This window comes from Flavobacterium sp. GP15 (assembly GCF_014281985.1).
Classification (GTDB): Bacteria; Bacteroidota; Bacteroidia; order Flavobacteriales; family Flavobacteriaceae; genus Flavobacterium; species Flavobacterium pygoscelis.
Window position 1 is genome coordinate 136,751 of record NZ_JACFTC010000006.1, and the last position, 17,898, is coordinate 154,648.

17 protein-coding genes are annotated in these 17,898 nt (G+C 32.8%); 7 read left to right on the forward strand and 10 right to left on the reverse strand.

Features of this window, described 5'->3' with window-relative positions; genetic code table 11:
* Positions 1-44: 44 nt before the first annotated feature.
* From H2650_RS12810 to H2650_RS12830, 5 genes are all read left to right on the forward strand, one after another.
* A complete protein-coding gene (locus H2650_RS12810) occupies positions 45-1,133 on the forward strand; it encodes an LptF/LptG family permease (RefSeq protein ID WP_188051209.1) in 1,089 nt (362 codons plus the stop codon).
* Complete coding sequence (locus tag H2650_RS12815) at positions 1,120-2,007, forward strand: DMT family transporter (RefSeq protein WP_188051210.1); 888 nt, start codon at positions 1,120-1,122, stop codon at positions 2,005-2,007. Before H2650_RS12810 ends, H2650_RS12815 begins: the two co-directional genes overlap by 14 nt.
* A 114-nt stretch (positions 2,008-2,121) precedes the next feature.
* Entirely contained in the window at positions 2,122-3,075 is a 954-nt protein-coding gene (locus H2650_RS12820; protein WP_188051277.1) for an acetyl-CoA carboxylase carboxyltransferase subunit alpha, read from the forward strand.
* 144 nt (positions 3,076-3,219) lie between these two features.
* On the forward strand, positions 3,220-4,764 hold the full coding sequence (gene dnaB, locus H2650_RS12825; protein WP_188051211.1) for a replicative DNA helicase: 1,545 nt from the start codon (positions 3,220-3,222) through the stop codon (positions 4,762-4,764).
* Between the two features lie 101 nt (positions 4,765-4,865).
* Positions 4,866-6,128, forward strand: a complete 1,263-nt coding sequence (locus H2650_RS12830; protein ID WP_188051212.1) for an asparagine synthetase B — start codon at positions 4,866-4,868, stop codon at positions 6,126-6,128.
* A 92-nt stretch (positions 6,129-6,220) separates the two neighbouring features.
* Here H2650_RS12830 and H2650_RS12835 read toward each other — a convergent pair whose 3' ends face one another.
* The 9 genes from H2650_RS12835 to H2650_RS12875 all read right to left on the reverse strand — a co-directional run bounded on the left by H2650_RS12835 (position 6,221) and on the right by H2650_RS12875 (position 13,297).
* Positions 6,221-7,024 carry an endonuclease/exonuclease/phosphatase family protein gene (locus H2650_RS12835; RefSeq protein ID WP_188051213.1) on the reverse strand — a complete coding sequence of 268 codons (804 nt, stop codon included), beginning with the start codon at positions 7,022-7,024 and terminating at the stop codon, positions 6,221-6,223.
* Positions 7,025-7,438: 414 nt separating this feature from the next.
* Complete coding sequence (locus tag H2650_RS12840; RefSeq protein WP_188051278.1) at positions 7,439-7,873, reverse strand: carboxymuconolactone decarboxylase family protein; 435 nt, start codon at positions 7,871-7,873, stop codon at positions 7,439-7,441.
* 79 nt (positions 7,874-7,952) lie between these two features.
* Positions 7,953-8,522: a Crp/Fnr family transcriptional regulator gene (locus tag H2650_RS12845; RefSeq protein WP_188051214.1), complete on the reverse strand. Its 570-nt coding sequence runs from the start codon at positions 8,520-8,522 to the stop codon at positions 7,953-7,955.
* A 99-nt stretch (positions 8,523-8,621) separates the two neighbouring features.
* A complete protein-coding gene (gene rplT, locus H2650_RS12850) occupies positions 8,622-8,966 on the reverse strand; it encodes a 50S ribosomal protein L20 (RefSeq protein ID WP_121365987.1) in 345 nt (114 codons plus the stop codon).
* A gap of 174 nt (positions 8,967-9,140) precedes the next feature.
* A complete protein-coding gene (gene rpmI, locus H2650_RS12855) occupies positions 9,141-9,338 on the reverse strand; it encodes a 50S ribosomal protein L35 (protein ID WP_022827375.1) in 198 nt (65 codons plus the stop codon).
* A gap of 136 nt (positions 9,339-9,474) precedes the next feature.
* The gene (infC, locus tag H2650_RS12860) at positions 9,475-10,032 is read right to left on the reverse strand and encodes a translation initiation factor IF-3 (RefSeq protein ID WP_370566874.1); all 558 of its coding nucleotides are present in this window, start codon (positions 10,030-10,032) and stop codon (positions 9,475-9,477) included.
* Positions 10,033-10,048: 16 nt separating this feature from the next.
* Entirely contained in the window at positions 10,049-11,995 is a 1,947-nt protein-coding gene (gene thrS / locus H2650_RS12865; protein WP_188051215.1) for a threonine--tRNA ligase, read from the reverse strand.
* A 202-nt stretch (positions 11,996-12,197) separates the two neighbouring features.
* Positions 12,198-12,797, reverse strand: coding sequence for a hypothetical protein (locus H2650_RS12870; protein WP_188051216.1), 600 nt, complete (start codon positions 12,795-12,797; stop codon positions 12,198-12,200).
* Entirely contained in the window at positions 12,794-13,297 is a 504-nt protein-coding gene (locus H2650_RS12875; RefSeq protein WP_188051217.1) for an RNA polymerase sigma factor, read from the reverse strand. Before H2650_RS12875 ends, H2650_RS12870 begins: the two co-directional genes overlap by 4 nt.
* Positions 13,298-13,682: 385 nt before the next feature.
* Between H2650_RS12875 and H2650_RS12880 the strand changes: the two genes are divergently transcribed.
* The gene (locus H2650_RS12880) at positions 13,683-14,987 is read left to right on the forward strand and encodes an NAD(P)/FAD-dependent oxidoreductase (protein WP_188051218.1); all 1,305 of its coding nucleotides are present in this window, start codon (positions 13,683-13,685) and stop codon (positions 14,985-14,987) included.
* A gap of 272 nt (positions 14,988-15,259) precedes the next feature.
* Here the strand turns inward: H2650_RS12880 and H2650_RS12885 are convergent, their stop codons facing one another.
* The gene (locus tag H2650_RS12885) at positions 15,260-16,321 is read right to left on the reverse strand and encodes a DUF3810 domain-containing protein (RefSeq protein ID WP_188051219.1); all 1,062 of its coding nucleotides are present in this window, start codon (positions 16,319-16,321) and stop codon (positions 15,260-15,262) included.
* 110 nt (positions 16,322-16,431) lie between these two features.
* Here H2650_RS12885 and H2650_RS12890 point away from each other — a divergent pair, with 110 nt between their 5' ends.
* The gene (locus tag H2650_RS12890; RefSeq protein WP_188051220.1) at positions 16,432-17,895 is read left to right on the forward strand and encodes an aminoacyl-histidine dipeptidase; all 1,464 of its coding nucleotides are present in this window, start codon (positions 16,432-16,434) and stop codon (positions 17,893-17,895) included.
* The last annotated feature ends 3 nt before the right edge of the window (positions 17,896-17,898 follow it).

Below are 17,898 nucleotides of genomic sequence, written 5' to 3' on the forward strand. Positions count from 1 at the left end.
ATGATTTAGGATTAACGAAAAAGAAATAATTATCAAATAGAAATATGCTAACAATAATAGATAAATACATTTTAAAAAGATATTTAGCCACTTTTACAGTGATGTTATTGTTGTTTATCCCTATTGGAATTGTTGTTGACGTATCAGAGAAAATCAATAAAATACTGGAGAACAAAGTTCCAATATTAGATATTGCAATATATTATTACAATTTTACAGTTTATTTTGCTAGTTCACTTTTTCCAATATTTTTATTTTTATCGGTTATTTGGTTTACTTCAAAATTAGCAAATGACACAGAAATTATAGCCATCTTAAGTTCTGGGATTTCTTTTACCCGATTTTTGAGACCTTATATAATGGGGGCTTCGATAGTTTCTGTTTTTGTTTTAATGATGGGATTTTTTGTCGTTCCTGCCGCTAGTGAGGGATTTAATAATTTTAGATATACCTATTTAAGAGGTGGTGGAAAGGAATCCATGCGGGGAGATAATACCGACATATACCGACAAATAAGCAACGACGAATTTATCTATGTGAATAGTTTTAATACAGATTCTAAAACAGCTTTTAACTTCTCATTAGAAAAATTTAAAAATGAAAAATTAGTTCATAAAATAACTGCAAGTAGAATACAATGGAATCCTAAAGAGAAAAATTACACGATGTATGATTATTCAAAAAGGACCGTTGGAGAATTGAATGACGTAATTGAAAAATTACCGGAGAAAAAAGCTAATTTCAGTTTTGATTTAGAAGATTTAACACCAGTAGTTTATATAGCAGAGACTTTAAGTTTAAGCAAATTGAATGCTTTTATCAAGAAAGAACGAGAACGAGGTTCTTCAAATATTAACGTCTATTTAGTTGTTTTGTATAAAAAATACAGTGTTCCAGTATCTGCATTTATCCTTACGATTATAGCAGTTGCAGTATCCTCAATGAAAAGAAGAGGAGGTATGGGAACCAATTTAGCAATAGGAATAGCTTTAGCTTTTGCCTTTGTTTTCTTTGATAAGATTTTTGGAGTACTGGCTGAAAAGTCTAGTATTCCGCCACTTTTAGCAGTTTGGTTACCCAATATTGCCTTTGGAATATTAGCCCTTTATTTATTACGAAATGCAAAACGATAATTTAAAAAGTTATTTAAATCTCCATCTAATTGTTTTTATTTGGGGTTTTACCGCAATATTAGGTGCATTAATCACCATTACAGCAGATGCTTTAGTATGGTATCGTATGATTTTTGCAGCTGTATTTCTAGGATTTTTTCTTGTTTATAAAAAAAAATCATTTAAAATTCCACTAAAATCATTCCTTAAATTAATTTTTGTAGGCTTGCTAATTGCACTGCATTGGATCTTTTTTTTCAAAGCTATTCATGTATCTAATGTTTCTATAACACTTTCTGTTTTTTCATTAGGTGCTTTTTTTGCATCCATATTAGAACCTCTTTTTTATGGAAGAAAAGTGTTGTGGTATGAAGTTTTCTTTGGATTGATAATTATTGCTGGTTTGGCATTAATTATGAAAGTAGAAATAAATTATTTAGCAGGTATGTTATATGCATTGGCTGCAATAATATTAGGAGTTTTATTCACTTTGATGAACGGAAAATTAATAGCAGATCACGAACCCTCGGTAATTTCTTTTTATGAATTTTTGGCAGGTGCTTTTTTTATCTCTATTTACTTTTTGTTCCAACAAAAATTCAGTTTAGATTTCTTTATTCTGACCACAAATAACTGGATTTTAATTTTGATTTTAGCCTCCATTTGTACAGCCTATGCTTTTACTGCATCTGTCAAAGTAATGCAAAAATTAACGCCGTACACCGTTATGCTAACAACTAATTTAGAGCCGGTTTACGGAATCATTTTAGCTTATTTTATTCTTGGCGGAAAAGAAAAAATGAGTTTTGAGTTTTACATCGGTGCCTTAATAATTGTACTAACTGTAATATTAAACGGGGTGATTAAACAGTATCAAAAGAAAAAATTAAAGTAAGATATCACAACTTTAAACTATTGATTTTTTACACATAAATAGACAAATAGCCATTTTGAACGATTTAAAATTTTATATTTGCCAATCCAAATAAAACAAAAACGCAAAAATCCTATGGAATATTTAGATTTTGAGCTTCCTATAAAAGAATTAGAAGAGCAGTTAGATAAATGTCTAATTATTGGACAAGAATCAGATGTTGATGTAACGAATACTTGCAAACAAATCAACAAAAAACTAGAAGAGACTAAAAGAAGTATATATAAAAACTTGACTGCTTGGCAACGTGTTCAACTTTCAAGGCATCCTAGTCGTCCTTACACAATGGATCATGTACGCGCTTTATGTGGCGATACTTTTTTAGAACTTTTTGGAGACAGAGGTTTTAAGGATGATAAAGCCATGATTGGTGGTTTAGGAAAAATTGATGGACAATCATTTATGATTGTTGGACAACAAAAAGGATTCAATACTAAAACGCGTCAGTTTCGTAACTTTGGGATGGCAAATCCAGAAGGATATAGAAAAGCATTGCGATTGATGAAAATGGCGGAAAAATTTGGAATTCCTGTCCTAACTTTGATAGATACTCCAGGTGCGTATCCAGGATTAGAAGCGGAAGAAAGAGGACAAGGGGAAGCTATTGCTAGAAATATTTTCGAAATGGTTCGCTTAAAAGTGCCTATTATCACTGTTATAGTGGGTGAAGGAGCTTCTGGTGGAGCTTTAGGGATCGGTGTAGGAGATAAGGTTTACATGATGGAAAACACTTGGTATTCTGTTATTTCTCCAGAATCATGTTCTTCTATTCTATGGAAAAGTTGGGAATATAAAGAACAAGCTGCGGAAGCTTTGAAATTAACTTCTGCTGATATGAAAAGACAAAAATTAGTAGATGATATTATTCCTGAGCCATTAGGTGGTGCTCATTACGATAGAGAGACTGCTTTTAAAACGGTAGAGCAATATATCATGAAAGGATATAATGAATTGAAAGACTTATCAACAGAGAAACTGATTGAGAAGCGAATGGAAAAATACTGCGAAATGGGTGTTTACAGGGAGTAAAATAATTTAGTAGCATATATAATCCGTCTCGTTTACTAATGAGGCGGATTTTTTTTGGGTTATAAACAAAAAATAGTTAGTTATGAACATGTATTTGTAACAACTCAAACGTTATCTTTTTTTAATTTTTGTTACTTTCGCTTTATGGAAAACTTTAGAAATATTAGTCCTGTCAAGGTTGATAAAACTACTATAATTAGTCTTGAAAAAGGCAAGTTACAGCCGCAAGTTCTTGATTTAGAAGAAGCTGTGTTGGGTGCGATGATGATTGATAAAAAAGGGGTTGATGATGTAATAGACATTTTGCAACCTGATGCTTTTTACAAGGAAGCGCACAAGCATATTTTTGAGGCTATTGTTCAGCTCTTTACAGAAACACAGCCTATTGACTTATTAACCGTTTCTGCACAACTTAAAAAAAATGCTAAATTAGAATTAGCAGGAGGCGATTTTTATCTAATTCAGTTAACTCAAAAAATATCTTCATCGGCTCATATCGAATTTCACTCTAGAATTATACTTCAAAAATTCATTCAACGAAGTTTGATTCGAATTTCAACTGAAATTATCGAAGATTCTTATGACGAAACAACCGATGTTTTTGATTTATTAGACCGTGCAGAATCAAAATTATATGAAGTTACTCAAGGAAATATAAAAAGAAGTTCTGAGACTGCTCAGAGTTTAGTTTTACAAGCCAAAAAACGTATTGAAGAAATTGCTGGCCAAGAAGGATTAAGTGGTGTAGCTACTGGTTTTGATAAATTAGACAAGATTACTTCGGGTTGGCAACCAAGTGATTTAATTATTATTGCAGCGAGACCTGCAATGGGAAAAACAGCTTTTGTATTATCTATGGCTAGAAATATGGCTATAGATTTCGGAATGCCTGTTGCCTTATTCTCTTTAGAGATGGCTTCAGTACAATTGATTACTCGTTTAATTTCATCCGAAACAGGTTTGTCATCCGAGAAATTGCGTACAGGAAAATTAGAGAAACATGAATGGGAACAATTAAGTACTAAAGTAAAGAATTTAGAAAAAGCACCTCTTTTTATTGATGATACACCGTCGCTTTCGATTTTCGATTTAAGAGCAAAAGCCAGACGTTTAGTTTCGCAACATGGAATCCGTATTATTATTGTTGATTATTTGCAATTGATGACTGCTGGAGGAAACGGAAAAGGTGGAGGAAATAGAGAGCAAGAGATTTCTACCATTTCCAGAAACTTAAAAGCATTAGCAAAGGAGTTAAATGTTCCTGTAATTGCACTTTCGCAATTGTCTCGTGCTGTAGAAACCCGTGGATCAAGTAAAAGACCTTTGCTGTCTGATTTACGTGAATCTGGAGCGATTGAGCAAGATGCTGATATTGTATCGTTTTTATACCGTCCAGAATATTATAAAATTGACGAATGGGATGATGATGAAGCATCACCTACTGCTGGACAAGCCGAAATAATGATAGCAAAACACCGTAATGGTAGTATAGAAAATGTTCGATTAAAGTTTATTGGACATCTTGGTAAATTTGACAATTTAGAAGATCATAGCGGTGGTTATGATGATTTGCCTTCGAGTATGAACCAAGATGACAATCCTTTTATTACAAAAAATTTACCGTCAGCTAATGAGGCATTTGGTAGTAATTTTAATGATTTGGATGACGACAGTGACGTTCCGTTTTAATTGCTAAACCTATTAAAAAAACCGCCTCTTAGATTTAAGGGGCGGTTTTTTTATTTATGTAGTCCCGTAAATTCGTTTATCTTTGAAATAAAAAAATAGCAATGTCTTTCACAAAGTCACTATGGGTTTTTATACTTTTTCTTTCCTTTTCGGTTAGAGGTTCCTTTATTCTGGTACCAATGGATGACACTACGCAACAAAATCATTTAAAAGCGTATGGAATTACATTTTGGTGTCTCGACAAGAACTACAAAGCGAGTTGGTTACTCAATTATAGAGGCGGTTCTTTCTTACTACCGGATGCGCCAGAAATTCGAAAAGAATGCCAAATTAGAGGAGTAAGTTTTGAAATTATTTCTGATGCAGAACAAGTAAGTATTTTAAACCAAATAGCGAGTCCTTCTCAAAATATGGAATCTGTTCTTTTAGAAAAAGCACCTAAGATTGCTGTTTATACACCTAAGGGAAAGAAACCTTGGGATGATGCCGTTACTCTTGTATTAACTTATGCCGAAATTCCTTTTACAGCTATATATGATGAAGAAGTTTTAAGTGATCAACTTTTACTTTACGATTGGTTGCATCTGCATCATGAAGATTTTACAGGACAGTACGGGAAGTTTTATGGGGCTTACAAAAATGTACCTTGGTATATTGATCAAAAGAAAGAGTCAGAAGCACTTGCTATTAAATTAGGCTATCCCAAAGTGTCGCAAGAAAAAGGAGCTGTTGCCAAAAAAATTAGGGATTTTGTCATTGGTGGCGGATTCATGTTTGCCATGTGCTCCGCAACAGATAGTTTTGATATCGCCTTGGCAGCAGATGGTCTTGATATTTGTGAGGCTATGTTTGATGGTGATGCAAGCGAAGGCAATTATCAATCGAAGATAAATTATAATAATTCTTTCGCTTTCAAAGATTTTACTTTAGAAAGAAGACCTGAAATATATGAATTTTCAGATATAGATATGACTACAAAAAGAAAAATTCCGATGGAGAAAGATTATTTTACACTCATGGAATTTTCTGCAAAATGGGATCCTATTCCTAGTATGCTTTGTCAGAATCATACACAACTTGTTAAAGGTTTTATGGGACAAACAACTGCTTTTGATTCGGAACTTATAAAATCAAATGTCTTGGTGATGGGAAGTTGTGAATTAAATGGTGAAGCTCGCTACATTCACGGTCAAAAAGGGAAAGGAATGTTTACTTTTTACGGCGGACATGATCCCGAAGATTTTCAACATCAAGTGGGTGATCCGCCTACTGTACTTGATTTACATGCTAATTCACCTGGTTACCGCTTGATTCTTAATAATGTATTGTTTCCAGCAGCAAGAAAGAAAAAAATGAAAACTTAGTTTTTATTATTCATTGGATTATATGATTCCTTTTTAGTAAAATAATTTATACTGACTTTTTAAGATTCTCAATTCTATTTTTAAATAGAGATTTAATTTAATAAAAATTCAAACCAAATAGGAATATGATCCGATATTTTTCGGGATTCATTAAGCGAGTTGAAGTTTTTGTAAAAATGAATTACTCCAGAATTAAGGTGCTTAATTTGGGCAACATTAAAATACATATTATCAAATTCAGAAGCCAAACAAATATCACTTTTACATTCTTTTTTCAACGAAGTTTTTTGGCCTACTAAAATAGATTTGTATCCCATTTTTTTCAAAGGATTAAAAACAGTATGGGATTGAGGACAATTAAAATCACCCACAAAAATTAAGTTCAAGTCAGGATATTCATTAGGTAGAAACTTAAAATATTTAATTTCGGTTTCTGGTTGTCTGTTTTTTGTAATGGCATGAAAGTTAACTACTGTAAATTGTTTATTTTGATATTGAAATGTGCAGTAGTAAGGTTCGCGATCAATCTCTAAATGGTATTTTTGTTCCAGCCATGCTTTTCCTATTTTCTTTACAGTATTTGTTTTCCATATAAAAGCATATCGTTCTGTTTTATAAGCGCTACTACTAGTTGGATCACTAATAGTATAATCCCATTTTACTCCTGTTCCATTCATTCTTTCTACTAGTTTTGCAACAGCTTGTGCGCCGCCAACTCCAGCGACTACTTCTTGAATGGCTATGATATCGTAGTTCTTGATTGTTTTAGCAATGAATGTTATCGTAGAATCTGATTTAGATTTGCCAAGGTTTTCAATGTTCCAAGAAAGAAGTTTGACTTGGGGGAAAACAAAGGAGAAAATAAAGAAAAAAAGTATTGAAAAGAGTAATTTCATATCCTTTGTTGGGATTTTAATAGCAACCAAATAACGTTTATTATTTCATATATAAAAAATATTTTATTAAGTTTTAGTATGAAATATTAATAAAGAAAAAGTGTATTTTGAAATGAAAATGCCTTATTTTATTATCTTTTTTATAAGAGTGCTTTCTTGATAAGTTTTATAGATTTTGAATTTATTTTAATTCACATACCGTATTGTAACCTTACATTATCAATTGCTTTGAAATAAGGATTGTGATTGCTTGTGGTTATTATTATTATTATTATTATTATAAAATAAAAATTTTTCAAATAAATTCAGTTTTGAATTGTAATACAAGGTTAATTAAAAATCTATGTATTTAGGACAATAAATAAATGTTTTTAAACTAAATCCCAACCTTTTCGATTGGGATTTTAGAAAAAATTAATCAAGAGGCATTGTTGTTGCAATTGCTATACTATTCCAAGCATTAATTGTTGTAATCATCATGATTATTTCTGCAATGTATCTTTCATCAAAAAGTGATTTTTCTTGTTCATAAGTTGCTTTAGATAGCTTATTTTGAATCAAAGTCACCTCTTCAGTCATTGCAAGAATTGCTTGTTCTTCAGTTGTATATAGATCAGTCTCCCTCCAAGCGTTCAATAGATAAATTCTTTGTTCAGTTTCTCCTTTTTTTCTAGCCTCTTTAGTATGCATATTAATACAATAAGCACAGCCGTTAATTTGAGAAGCTCTGATTTTAATGAGTTCTTTATGAGTAGAACTTAAGGACGTAGAAGTAATATATTTTTCTAATCCCATCATTGCTTTATAAGCTTCTGGTTGCGTTTGTAAAATGTTTACTCTTGTTTGCATCATGAATGTGTTTTTAAATTCATTACAAAGTTGCGGTAATATGTTTTCGAAAAACTTGAAGTACTTCAAGAAAAGTAAATCAAACTTTTCCGGAGCGAATTTTGCTCATAAATTCTGCAGAAAAATCCAAATAGGAAGCGATCATATATTGAGGAACCCGTTGAATAAATTCAGGAAAATAGTCATTCATGTGATGAAATCGCTCTTCGGCTGACATCGTAAAAAGATATTTAATACGAACTTGTGCTGCACCAAAAGATTTTTGAAGTACTAATCTAAAGTATTTTTCTAATTTAGGCAATCGTTCTAATAAAGCTTCAAATGAATTTCTCTCTATAGAAAGTATTTCTATGTTCTCAATGGCTTGAATGTTAAAAGAGGAAGGCGTTAGGTATTGAAAACTTAAATAGTCTGTTATCCACCAATTTTCAATTCCAAATTGAGTAGTTTGTTCAGTTCCTTTTGTAGTATTAATGTAAAAGCGAACACACCCATTTACAATGAAATATTGTTTATTACAGATTTGATTTTCTTGTAATAAGAGTTGTTTCTTTTTAAATTTTTCGATTTTAAAATAAGACAACACAATTTCGGCCTCTTCATTATTTAAAGGAATAAACTTTTGGATGTGGGAAATTAAACTATTCATGAAAACAAATATAATCTTTGTAAAGCAAAAAAAAACTCATTCGCCGTAACGAATGAGTTTTTATATAAGTAAGTAATCTAAATTATGTTGATAAAACGTTTATTTTACTTTATTAAGTATTGCTTTGAAAGCTTCTGGGTGATTCATAGCTAAATCTGCAAGAACTTTACGGTTCAATTCGATGTTATGCTTTTTCACTTTACCCATGAATTGAGAATAAGACATTCCTTCCAATCTAGCTCCAGCGTTGATACGTTGAATCCATAAAGCACGGAAATTTCTTTTATTCACTTTTCTGTCACGGTAAGCGTAGCACATTGCTTTCTCTACCGCGTTCTTAGCAACTGTCCAAACGTTTTTACGTCTACCAAAGAAACCTTTGGCTTGCTTCATTATTTTTTTTCTTCTTGCTCTTTTAGCAACTGAATTTACCGATCTTGGCATAATTTTATTGTTTTTTTGTAGCAGGCGGCCTGAATTTAATCAAAAGCACTTAATGGCCATACTCCAAGGTTATTTTAAATTGTTTTAACCTAAAGAAATCTTTAGTCAAATGTCAAAAGTCAAATGTCGAAAGTAATTAACTTTGGACTTTAAGACTTTCTAACTTTAGACTTATTAGATAATTCTTAATTGTTGTTTAATACTTTTCATATCTGTTTTGTGAACTAGCGCAGAGTGAGTCAATGCTAATTTACGTTTTTTAGATTTTTTAGTCAAGATGTGACTTTTAAAAGCATGCTTTCTTTTAATCTTTCCAGAACCAGTAACTTTAAAACGTTTCTTGGCGCTAGATTTGGTTTTCATTTTAGGCATTTTTTCCTAGTGTTTTAATTTATTCTTACTTACTTATCTTTCCCCTCCCCAGCCCTCCCCGAAGGAGAGGGAGCCGAGAAGTGTTATTATTTACTCCCTATCCTTTCTCGCCTCCTTCGGAGGGGTTGGGGGAGGACTATTTCTTCTTCTTAGGAGCAATGAACATAATCATTCTCTTTCCTTCTAGAACTGGCATCGCTTCAACTTTACCAAATTCTTCTAGATCCGTTGCTAATCTTAATAATAAGATTTGACCTTGATCTTTATAGATAATAGAACGTCCTTTAAAGAAAACAAATGCTTTTAATTTTGCGCCCTCTTTTAAGAATTTTTCAGCGTTCTTTCTCTTGAATTCGTAATCATGCTCATCGGTTTGAGGTCCAAAACGAATTTCCTTCACAGTTACCTGAGTAGACTTTGCTTTTAGGACTTTATCACGTTTCTTTTGCTCGTAAACAAATTTCTTGTAATCCATGATTTTACAAACTGGCGGCTCTGCATTAGGTGAGATTTCAACTAAATCCAGTTCAAATTGATCTGCTAAACGCAAAGCTTCTGTAAGTTTAAAAACTCCAGGCTCTATGTTTTCACCTACAAGTCGTACTTCTTGTATACCACGAATAAGGCCGTTTATTCTATGGGCATCTTTTTTTTCTACGCGAGGTTGGTAACCTCTGTTGCTTCTTATTGCTATGACTTTATAATTTAAGTTAAACTGTAAATACTTTTAATGTTTTGCTGATTTCATCATTTACAATTGCAGCAAATTCATCGATTGTAATTGTAATATTTCCTTTTCCTTCCTGACCATGACGGCGGATAGAAACTGTTCCATTTTTCTCTTCTTCTTCACCAACGATCAGCATAAATGGGATTTTTTGCATTTCGGCATCCCTGATTTTCTTACCAATAGTTTCGTTTCTGTTATCTATGAGGGCGCGAATTTCGTGATTTTCTAGCAAATCTAAAACTTTTTTCGCATATATTTCATATTTCTCGCTCAAAGACAATATTATAGCCTGTTCTGGCATTAACCACAATGGGAAATTTCCTGCAGTATGCTCTAATAAAATTGCGATAAAGCGTTCCATTGAGCCAAATGGCGCTCTGTGAATCATCACAGGTCTATGTAATTCGTTGTCAGAACCTTTGTATGTCAAATCAAAACGTTCTGGTAGGTTGTAATCTACCTGAATTGTTCCTAATTGCCATTGTCTTCCTAAAGCATCTTTGACCATGAAATCTAATTTCGGACCATAAAAAGCGGCTTCACCATATTCAATAACCGTATTCAATCCTTTATCGGCTGCAGCGCTTATAATTGCATTCTCTGCTTTTTCCCAATTTTCATCGGTACCAATATATTTTTCTCTGTTTTCTTTGTCTCTTAATGAAATCTGAGCAGTAAAATTCTCGAATCCTAAAGAACCAAATACATAAAGTACAAGGTCAATTACTTTCTTGAATTCCTCATCTAGTTGATCTGGAGTACAAAAAATATGCGCATCATCCTGAGTAAACCCACGTACACGAGTTAAACCATGTAATTCACCACTTTGTTCGTATCTGTAAACAGTTCCAAACTCAGCGTAACGTTTTGGTAAATCTTTGTAAGACCATGGTCTTACATTATAAATTTCACAGTGATGCGGACAGTTCATTGGTTTTAACAAAAACTCTTCACCTTCATGCGGTGTACTTATCGGTTGAAAGCTATCTGCACCATATTTTGCATAGTGACCAGAAGTCACATACAATTCTTTCTGACCAATATGCGGTGTTACTACTTGTTCGTAACCCCCTTTTTTCTGTGCTTTTTTCAAAAATTGCTCTAAACGATCTCTTAAAGCAGCTCCTTTTGGTAACCATAATGGTAAACCTTGACCTACTTTTGCTGAGAAAGCAAACAACTCAAGCTCTTTTCCTAATTTTCTATGATCTCTGCGTTTCGCTTCTTCCAATAAGGCTAGGTATTCAGTAAGGTCTTTTTGTTTAGGGAATGATGTTCCGTAAACGCGTGTCAATTGCTTGTTTTTCTCATCACCACGCCAGTAAGCACCAGCAACACTCATAATTTTCATCGCTTTGATAATTCCAGTATTTGGAATATGACCACCGCGACATAAATCAGTAAACGTATCATGATCGCAGAATGTAATTGTTCCGTCCTCAAGATTAGTGATTAATTCTGTTTTATAAACATTGTCTTTGTACAATTCTAAAGCTGCTGCTTTAGAAACCGGACGTAATTTGAATTCGTGTTTTCCTCTTGAAATTTCTAGAACGCGGTCTTCAATTTTTTTGAAATCAGCATCTGTAATTTTATGATCTTCAAAATCTACGTCATAATAAAATCCATTTGCAATTGCAGGTCCTAGCGTTAATTTAATTCCAGGATACATTTCTTCTAAAACTTGAGCCATTACGTGAGAAGTAGAATGCCAAAAAGCTTTCTTACCATTCTCATCATTCCAAGTATATAATGTAAGATTTCCGTCCGTCGTCAATGGAGTAGTGGTCTCAATAGTTGTACCATTAAAAGAAGCCGAAATCACGTTTCTAGCAAATCCTTCACTTATGCTTTTCGCAACATCCATAGGAGTTACATCAGAAGCATACTCTCTAATTGACCCATCGGGTAAAGTAATCTTAATCATTTTTTAAAATTTTATGAATGCAAAGATAGATGATTAGAAAAAGACAACCAATAAATAGCCAAGGTTTGTTAGTCTAAACTTTACAAAATATAAAAGTATTGTAAAAATAGTATGATTAAGCATGAAAACTAGCATTCTTTTATATAAATAAGCTTCTGAAATACAGAAATGCAGATTTTAATTTGTAATTCAAGGAAATGATTTACAGATCAATTTTCTTTAATTCTACATAATTTCTATTCAACTTCTTTAATAAGATTCCGTAAATTAATTGATAAAAAAGCCATACAACACCAATCATAAACGCTGTAAAAAACACCATTAAGAGGCATGTAATAATCATTTTTGCCCCATTGTCATTGGTGTATTCAATAATAAACTCATTAAAAAACATCACTACTGACATTAAAAATACAAGCACTAGATTGAAAATAATGTAATAGCGCACTGTTTTTCGGGTGTTTAAAATGCATTCCATTAATTTTTTTGTATTCGAAGTAACGGATATAGAACGGTAATTTCTATAAAATAAATACATAAAAAATAGTGCCACTCCGTAGTTTAAATAATCTAAAAGACTAATTACTAGCTCCACAATTGTAGAATCGCTTATTTTTTCATTCGGCATTAAATAGCTCAGCGAATTCAAAACTATAAATTCTAAAATACTAATTATAAAAATCCACTTCACAATGGAAGATGATTTTTTATGAATCATTTTGTAAATCTCAGTTTCCGATACTTGTACAAAAGAATTATCAATCTTTTGCCAATCTTTTTTTAGTAAATCCAGCTCTTTCATATTCCTAATGGATTTAATATTTTTTTTAATTTCCCTTTTATCCTATTCATTTTTACGCGAGCATTTACTTCGCTTATCCCTAATGTTTCTGATATTTCATGATAATCCTTGTCTTCAAGATACATAAATATCAACGCTTTCTCAATGTCATTGAGTTGGTAAACCGCTTGGTACATTAGTTTTAATTGTTCTTCCTCCTCATAATCGTATTCTACATCATTCAAAAAATGTTGACGCCCTTCAAATTCTACAGTGTTTATAGAACGTTTGGTTTTTCTATACAAAGTAATTGCCGTATTCAGAGCGACTCGGTACGCCCAAGTAGAAAACTTACTGTCTCCTCTAAACTTCGGAAACGCCTTCCACAACTGAATCGTAATTTCTTGAAACAAATCCTTGTGAGCGTCGTCGTCGTTAGTATATAACCTACATATTTTGTGGATTATATTCTGATTTTCGCGCAACTGCTTTACAAAAGAATGTTCTAGATTATCACTCATACATACGTTAGTAATCCAATGATCGGTTTTGTTACAAAGGACAGTCTTTTTTTTAGGAGCACCAATTTTTTAATGCTTAACAACTAGTCATCCCGCTTTACGCTATATCCTCGCTGTTGCTGTTGCTCCGCACAACATCAGCAAGGGATGCCGCTACAATCGGGACTAATTACATCATTTAATTTTCATTACACGTTTTTAAGAAAATCAATTTATTTAAAAAAGTTCCTAATAATTAGTTTAAACCATCAAGCAAAAATCGTTGATTTACAATCATAAATCTATTTTTTATCAAGGCTAGACTCGCCTCACCTTAGGAGATAAATTAAAAAAGAGGATATTACTTCGTATATTAGCCACTCTTAATTTCAGCATCTCAATATATATGAATATCCCAAATTCAACTTTACCAAGAATAGTAATTATAGGTGGCGGTTTCGCCGGAATTGCATTAGCCAAAAAACTCAAAAATAAAAAAGTACAGGTTGTGCTGTTAGACAAACACAACTATCATAATTTTCAACCTTTGATGTATCAAGTCGCAACTGGCGGACTCGAAGCAGGTTCTATTGCCTATCCAATTAGGAAAGTAATTCAGGAATATGATGATTTTTATTTTAGACTCACTAATGTAGAAGAAATTGATACCAAAAACAAAAAAGTAATCGCTGAAATTGGAGAATTAAGTTATGATTATCTGGTAATAGCAACGGGTTCTAAAACCAATTATTTTGGAAATAAAGAAATGGAACGCAATAGTATGGCGATGAAAACCATACCGCAATCGCTTAATATTAGAAGTCTGATTTTAGAGAATTTCGAACAAGCAGTTCTAACTAAAGATGTAGCAGAGCAAAACAGCCTTATTAATTTTGTTCTTGTTGGTGGTGGACCAACAGGAGTAGAACTTTCTGGAGCTCTTGCCGAAATGAAAAAAGCGATTCTACAAAAAGATTATCCCGATCTTGATATTGCTAAAATGCAAATCAATTTGATTCAGAGCGGAGACCGAATCCTAAACATCATGAGTGAGAAATCCTCAGCTGCCGCAGAAAAGTTTTTAACGAATCTTGGTGTCAAAATTTGGAAAAATGTTCGTGTTACTAATTACGACGGTCGTACAATAACCACTAATTCTGATTTGATTTTTGATACCGCTACCGTAATATGGACCGCAGGAGTGCAAGGAGCAATCGTTGCGGGATTAGACAGCAATTCATTGGTAGAAAAAGTAGAACGCATTCGAGTAAACGAATTCAATCAAGTGGTGGGTTACAGCGATATTTTTGCTTTGGGCGATATTGCTTCTATGGAGTCAGAAGCTTATCCGCAAGGGCATCCTATGATGGCACAACCTGCTTTGCAACAAGGAAGATTATTGGGGGAAAACTTGCTTAAATTAATTCAAAACAAACCTATGAAAGCTTTCGAGTATAATGACAAAGGCTCCATGGCAACAATTGGTAGAAATAAAGCCGTGGTCGATTTGCCTCATTATCATTTTAGTGGTGTATTTGCTTGGTTTGTTTGGATGTTTGTGCACTTATTTTCACTAATCGGATTCAAAAATAAAGCCGTTGTTTTCCTAAATTGGGTTTACAATTACATTCGTTTTGATCGTGAAGGCCGACTCATCATTAGACCTTATAAAAAGAAAAGTTTTACGACTTTTATAAGTGATGAGATATAAAGGGTTTAATTTCAAAAATCAATTTCAAAAGTCGATAACAATTTCAAAAGTCAATATCAGTAGCAAAAATCAAGTTCAAAATTAAATTTCACTTATCATTTAAAATAGTCTACTGCCTTATTTTGTCACACTGACGAAGAAAGTATCTCAGCGATGCTGATTACATGATGGTATCATAAATTGTTTTTTCTTTTTCTAAGTTAGAATTATACAATAAATATATTCCAGTTTCGGCTCCTCTCTCCTTTGGAGAGGGGTTGGGGGAGAGGATTTCAAAACTCTCTTTCCTTATAATAATTGACCATCAAATTCACGAATTTGCTATAACTCTCTAAACCGTCTTGTTGCTGATTCGCTTTTAGAAATTGATCATAAAAAGCATGAAAACCTTTATCAATAATGGTGTCATACTGTTTCCAGAAAAGTTCACTTTCTTTATAATTTTTCAAAATTCCGGGGTGAACTGTTTTTAATAATTCATCATAAACTTTTTCATCTCTTGCGTACCAATTCCCCAAACAATAGCGCAAAGCATTACTATAGCCAGAATACTGAATATAATAATCTTCATTATTTACACAAGCAAGAAAACCGATAAAGTTACATTCGCTTTCGCTGGCAAAACCCATTTGGTGCGCCATTTCATGATTAGTCGTCATCGGAAAACTATACATAGGACCAAGATAATTTACTTGTGCCTCATTGGTAAACGGATTCAAATATCCACCAAAACCCATATAAGTAAGAGGTAAACTGAATAATGATTTTTTGATGCTTGGATTTTTATAGTCAAAGAATGCATATTGATTAGAAAGCATTTTATATCCATTCAAACTCATTTTAAAAACCTGTTCTTGAGAATAAGGAACTATGACTTTCAAACCATCATTTTTAGTAATCAGATTATGGACAGCATTTGTTTTAGCAATAATTTTTTTGGTGAAAGCCAAAAGATCGGCATCAGAATAATCACGCTCAATTGACATTTTTTCAAAGAGAGGTTGGCGGTAGTAATTAAAACCCCAAAGCAGATGAAAGCAAAAATAAAAAATAGACAGAAAACTTAAAACTGCCAAAATATTATTTTTCCAATCTAATTTCCAAGTTTTTCTTTTTGCAAATAGCCATTTGATTCCTAGAATAATAAGTACAAAATAAAGGATATCACCAATAGAAAATGGAATGATTCCTAAAATAATTCGTTCAATTTTAGAAATAATAGGGTAGATTCCGTTACTATAATAATGTTCTACAACTTCAGGAAAATAGGGAATGATTTTCAAGAGTACTATTTGCAACAATAAAAAGAAGGGAAGAATGTATTTGCGTTTCACAGTATGTTTTTTCTAAATGTAAATATAATTACAATATCAATTAGTACTGAAAAAGAATTTAAACTTTGTAACTTTGGAATCTTAAATTGTAAAACCTGAAACTAAAATAAATGAGTCAAGAAATAAGAAATCTAGAGCCAAAAGCACTTTGGAATAAATTTGCTGATTTGAATGCTGTTCCTCGCCCTTCTAAAAAAGAAGATCGCGTAATTGAATTCATGAAGAAATTCGGCGAAAGCCTTGGATTGGAAACTTTTGAAGATGAAATCCGTAACGTAATTATTCGTAAACCAGCTACGGCAGGAATGGAAAACCGCAAAGCAATTGTGCTTCAAGGACATTTAGACATGGTGCATCAAAAAAATAACGATACCGTTTTTGATTTTGACACGCAAGGAATCGATATGTATGTTGATGGGGATTGGGTTCGTGCAAGAGGAACTACTCTTGGTGCTGATAATGGTCTTGGAGTTGCGGCTATCATGGCAATTTTAGAAAGTACTGATATTCCGCATCCTGATATCGAAGCCTTGTTTACCATTGATGAAGAAACAGGAATGACTGGAGCTCTAAATCTTAAAGGAGGTGTTTTACAAGGTCAGATTTTGTTGAACATGGATACTGAAGAAGATGATGAAATTGATATTGGTTGTGCTGGAGGAATTGATGTAACTGCTACTGCAGAATATGATGAAGAGGAAACTCCTGAAGGTTCAGTAGGCTATACCATTACGGTTAAAGGTTTGAAAGGTGGACATTCAGGAATGGATATCCACAAAGGTTTGGGGAATGCTAACAAAATTATGAACCGTTTATTATTTGATGGTTTTGATAATTTTGGATTGCAAATTTCGGAGATAATTGGAGGTAGTTTGCGTAATGCAATTCCTCGTGAAAGTACTGCTAAAGTTAGTATTGCGGGAGTTTATGATGAAGCATTTGTTTTTGATATGCAACAAATTGTAAACGAAATAAAAACAGAATTTAAAACTACAGAACCTGATTTAGAAGTTGTTTTTGAAAAAATGGATGTTGCACCTGCTAAAGTAATGCCGTCTATTGCACAGTTTTATTTTGTAAGATCGATGTATACCGCTCATAATGGCGTTTACAGAATGAGTGCCGATTTTGATAATCTGGTAGAAACATCAAACAATATAGCAAAAGTAGTTTTAGGCGATGGACAACTTTCTGTACAATGTCTAACACGTTCTTCTGTTGAAACCTCTAAATTCGATTTGGCTAACGCTTTGCGTTCTGCATTTGAATTGATGGGTTGCGAAGTAGAGTTTTCAGGATCATATCCTGGATGGACTCCTAATTCAGAATCAGAAATATTAGATGTTTTGGTTGGAATCTATGAAAAACAAAATAACGAAAAACCTCAGGTGGTAGCTTGTCACGCCGGTTTAGAATGCGGAATCCTTGGAACTAATTATCCAGAAATGGATATGATTTCTTTTGGTCCAACTATTCACGGTGCGCATTCACCAGATGAAAGAGCAAGTATTACCTCTTCTCAGAAATTCTGGAAATTTGTTTTAGAAATTTTAGCTAATATTCCAGTAAAATAATTT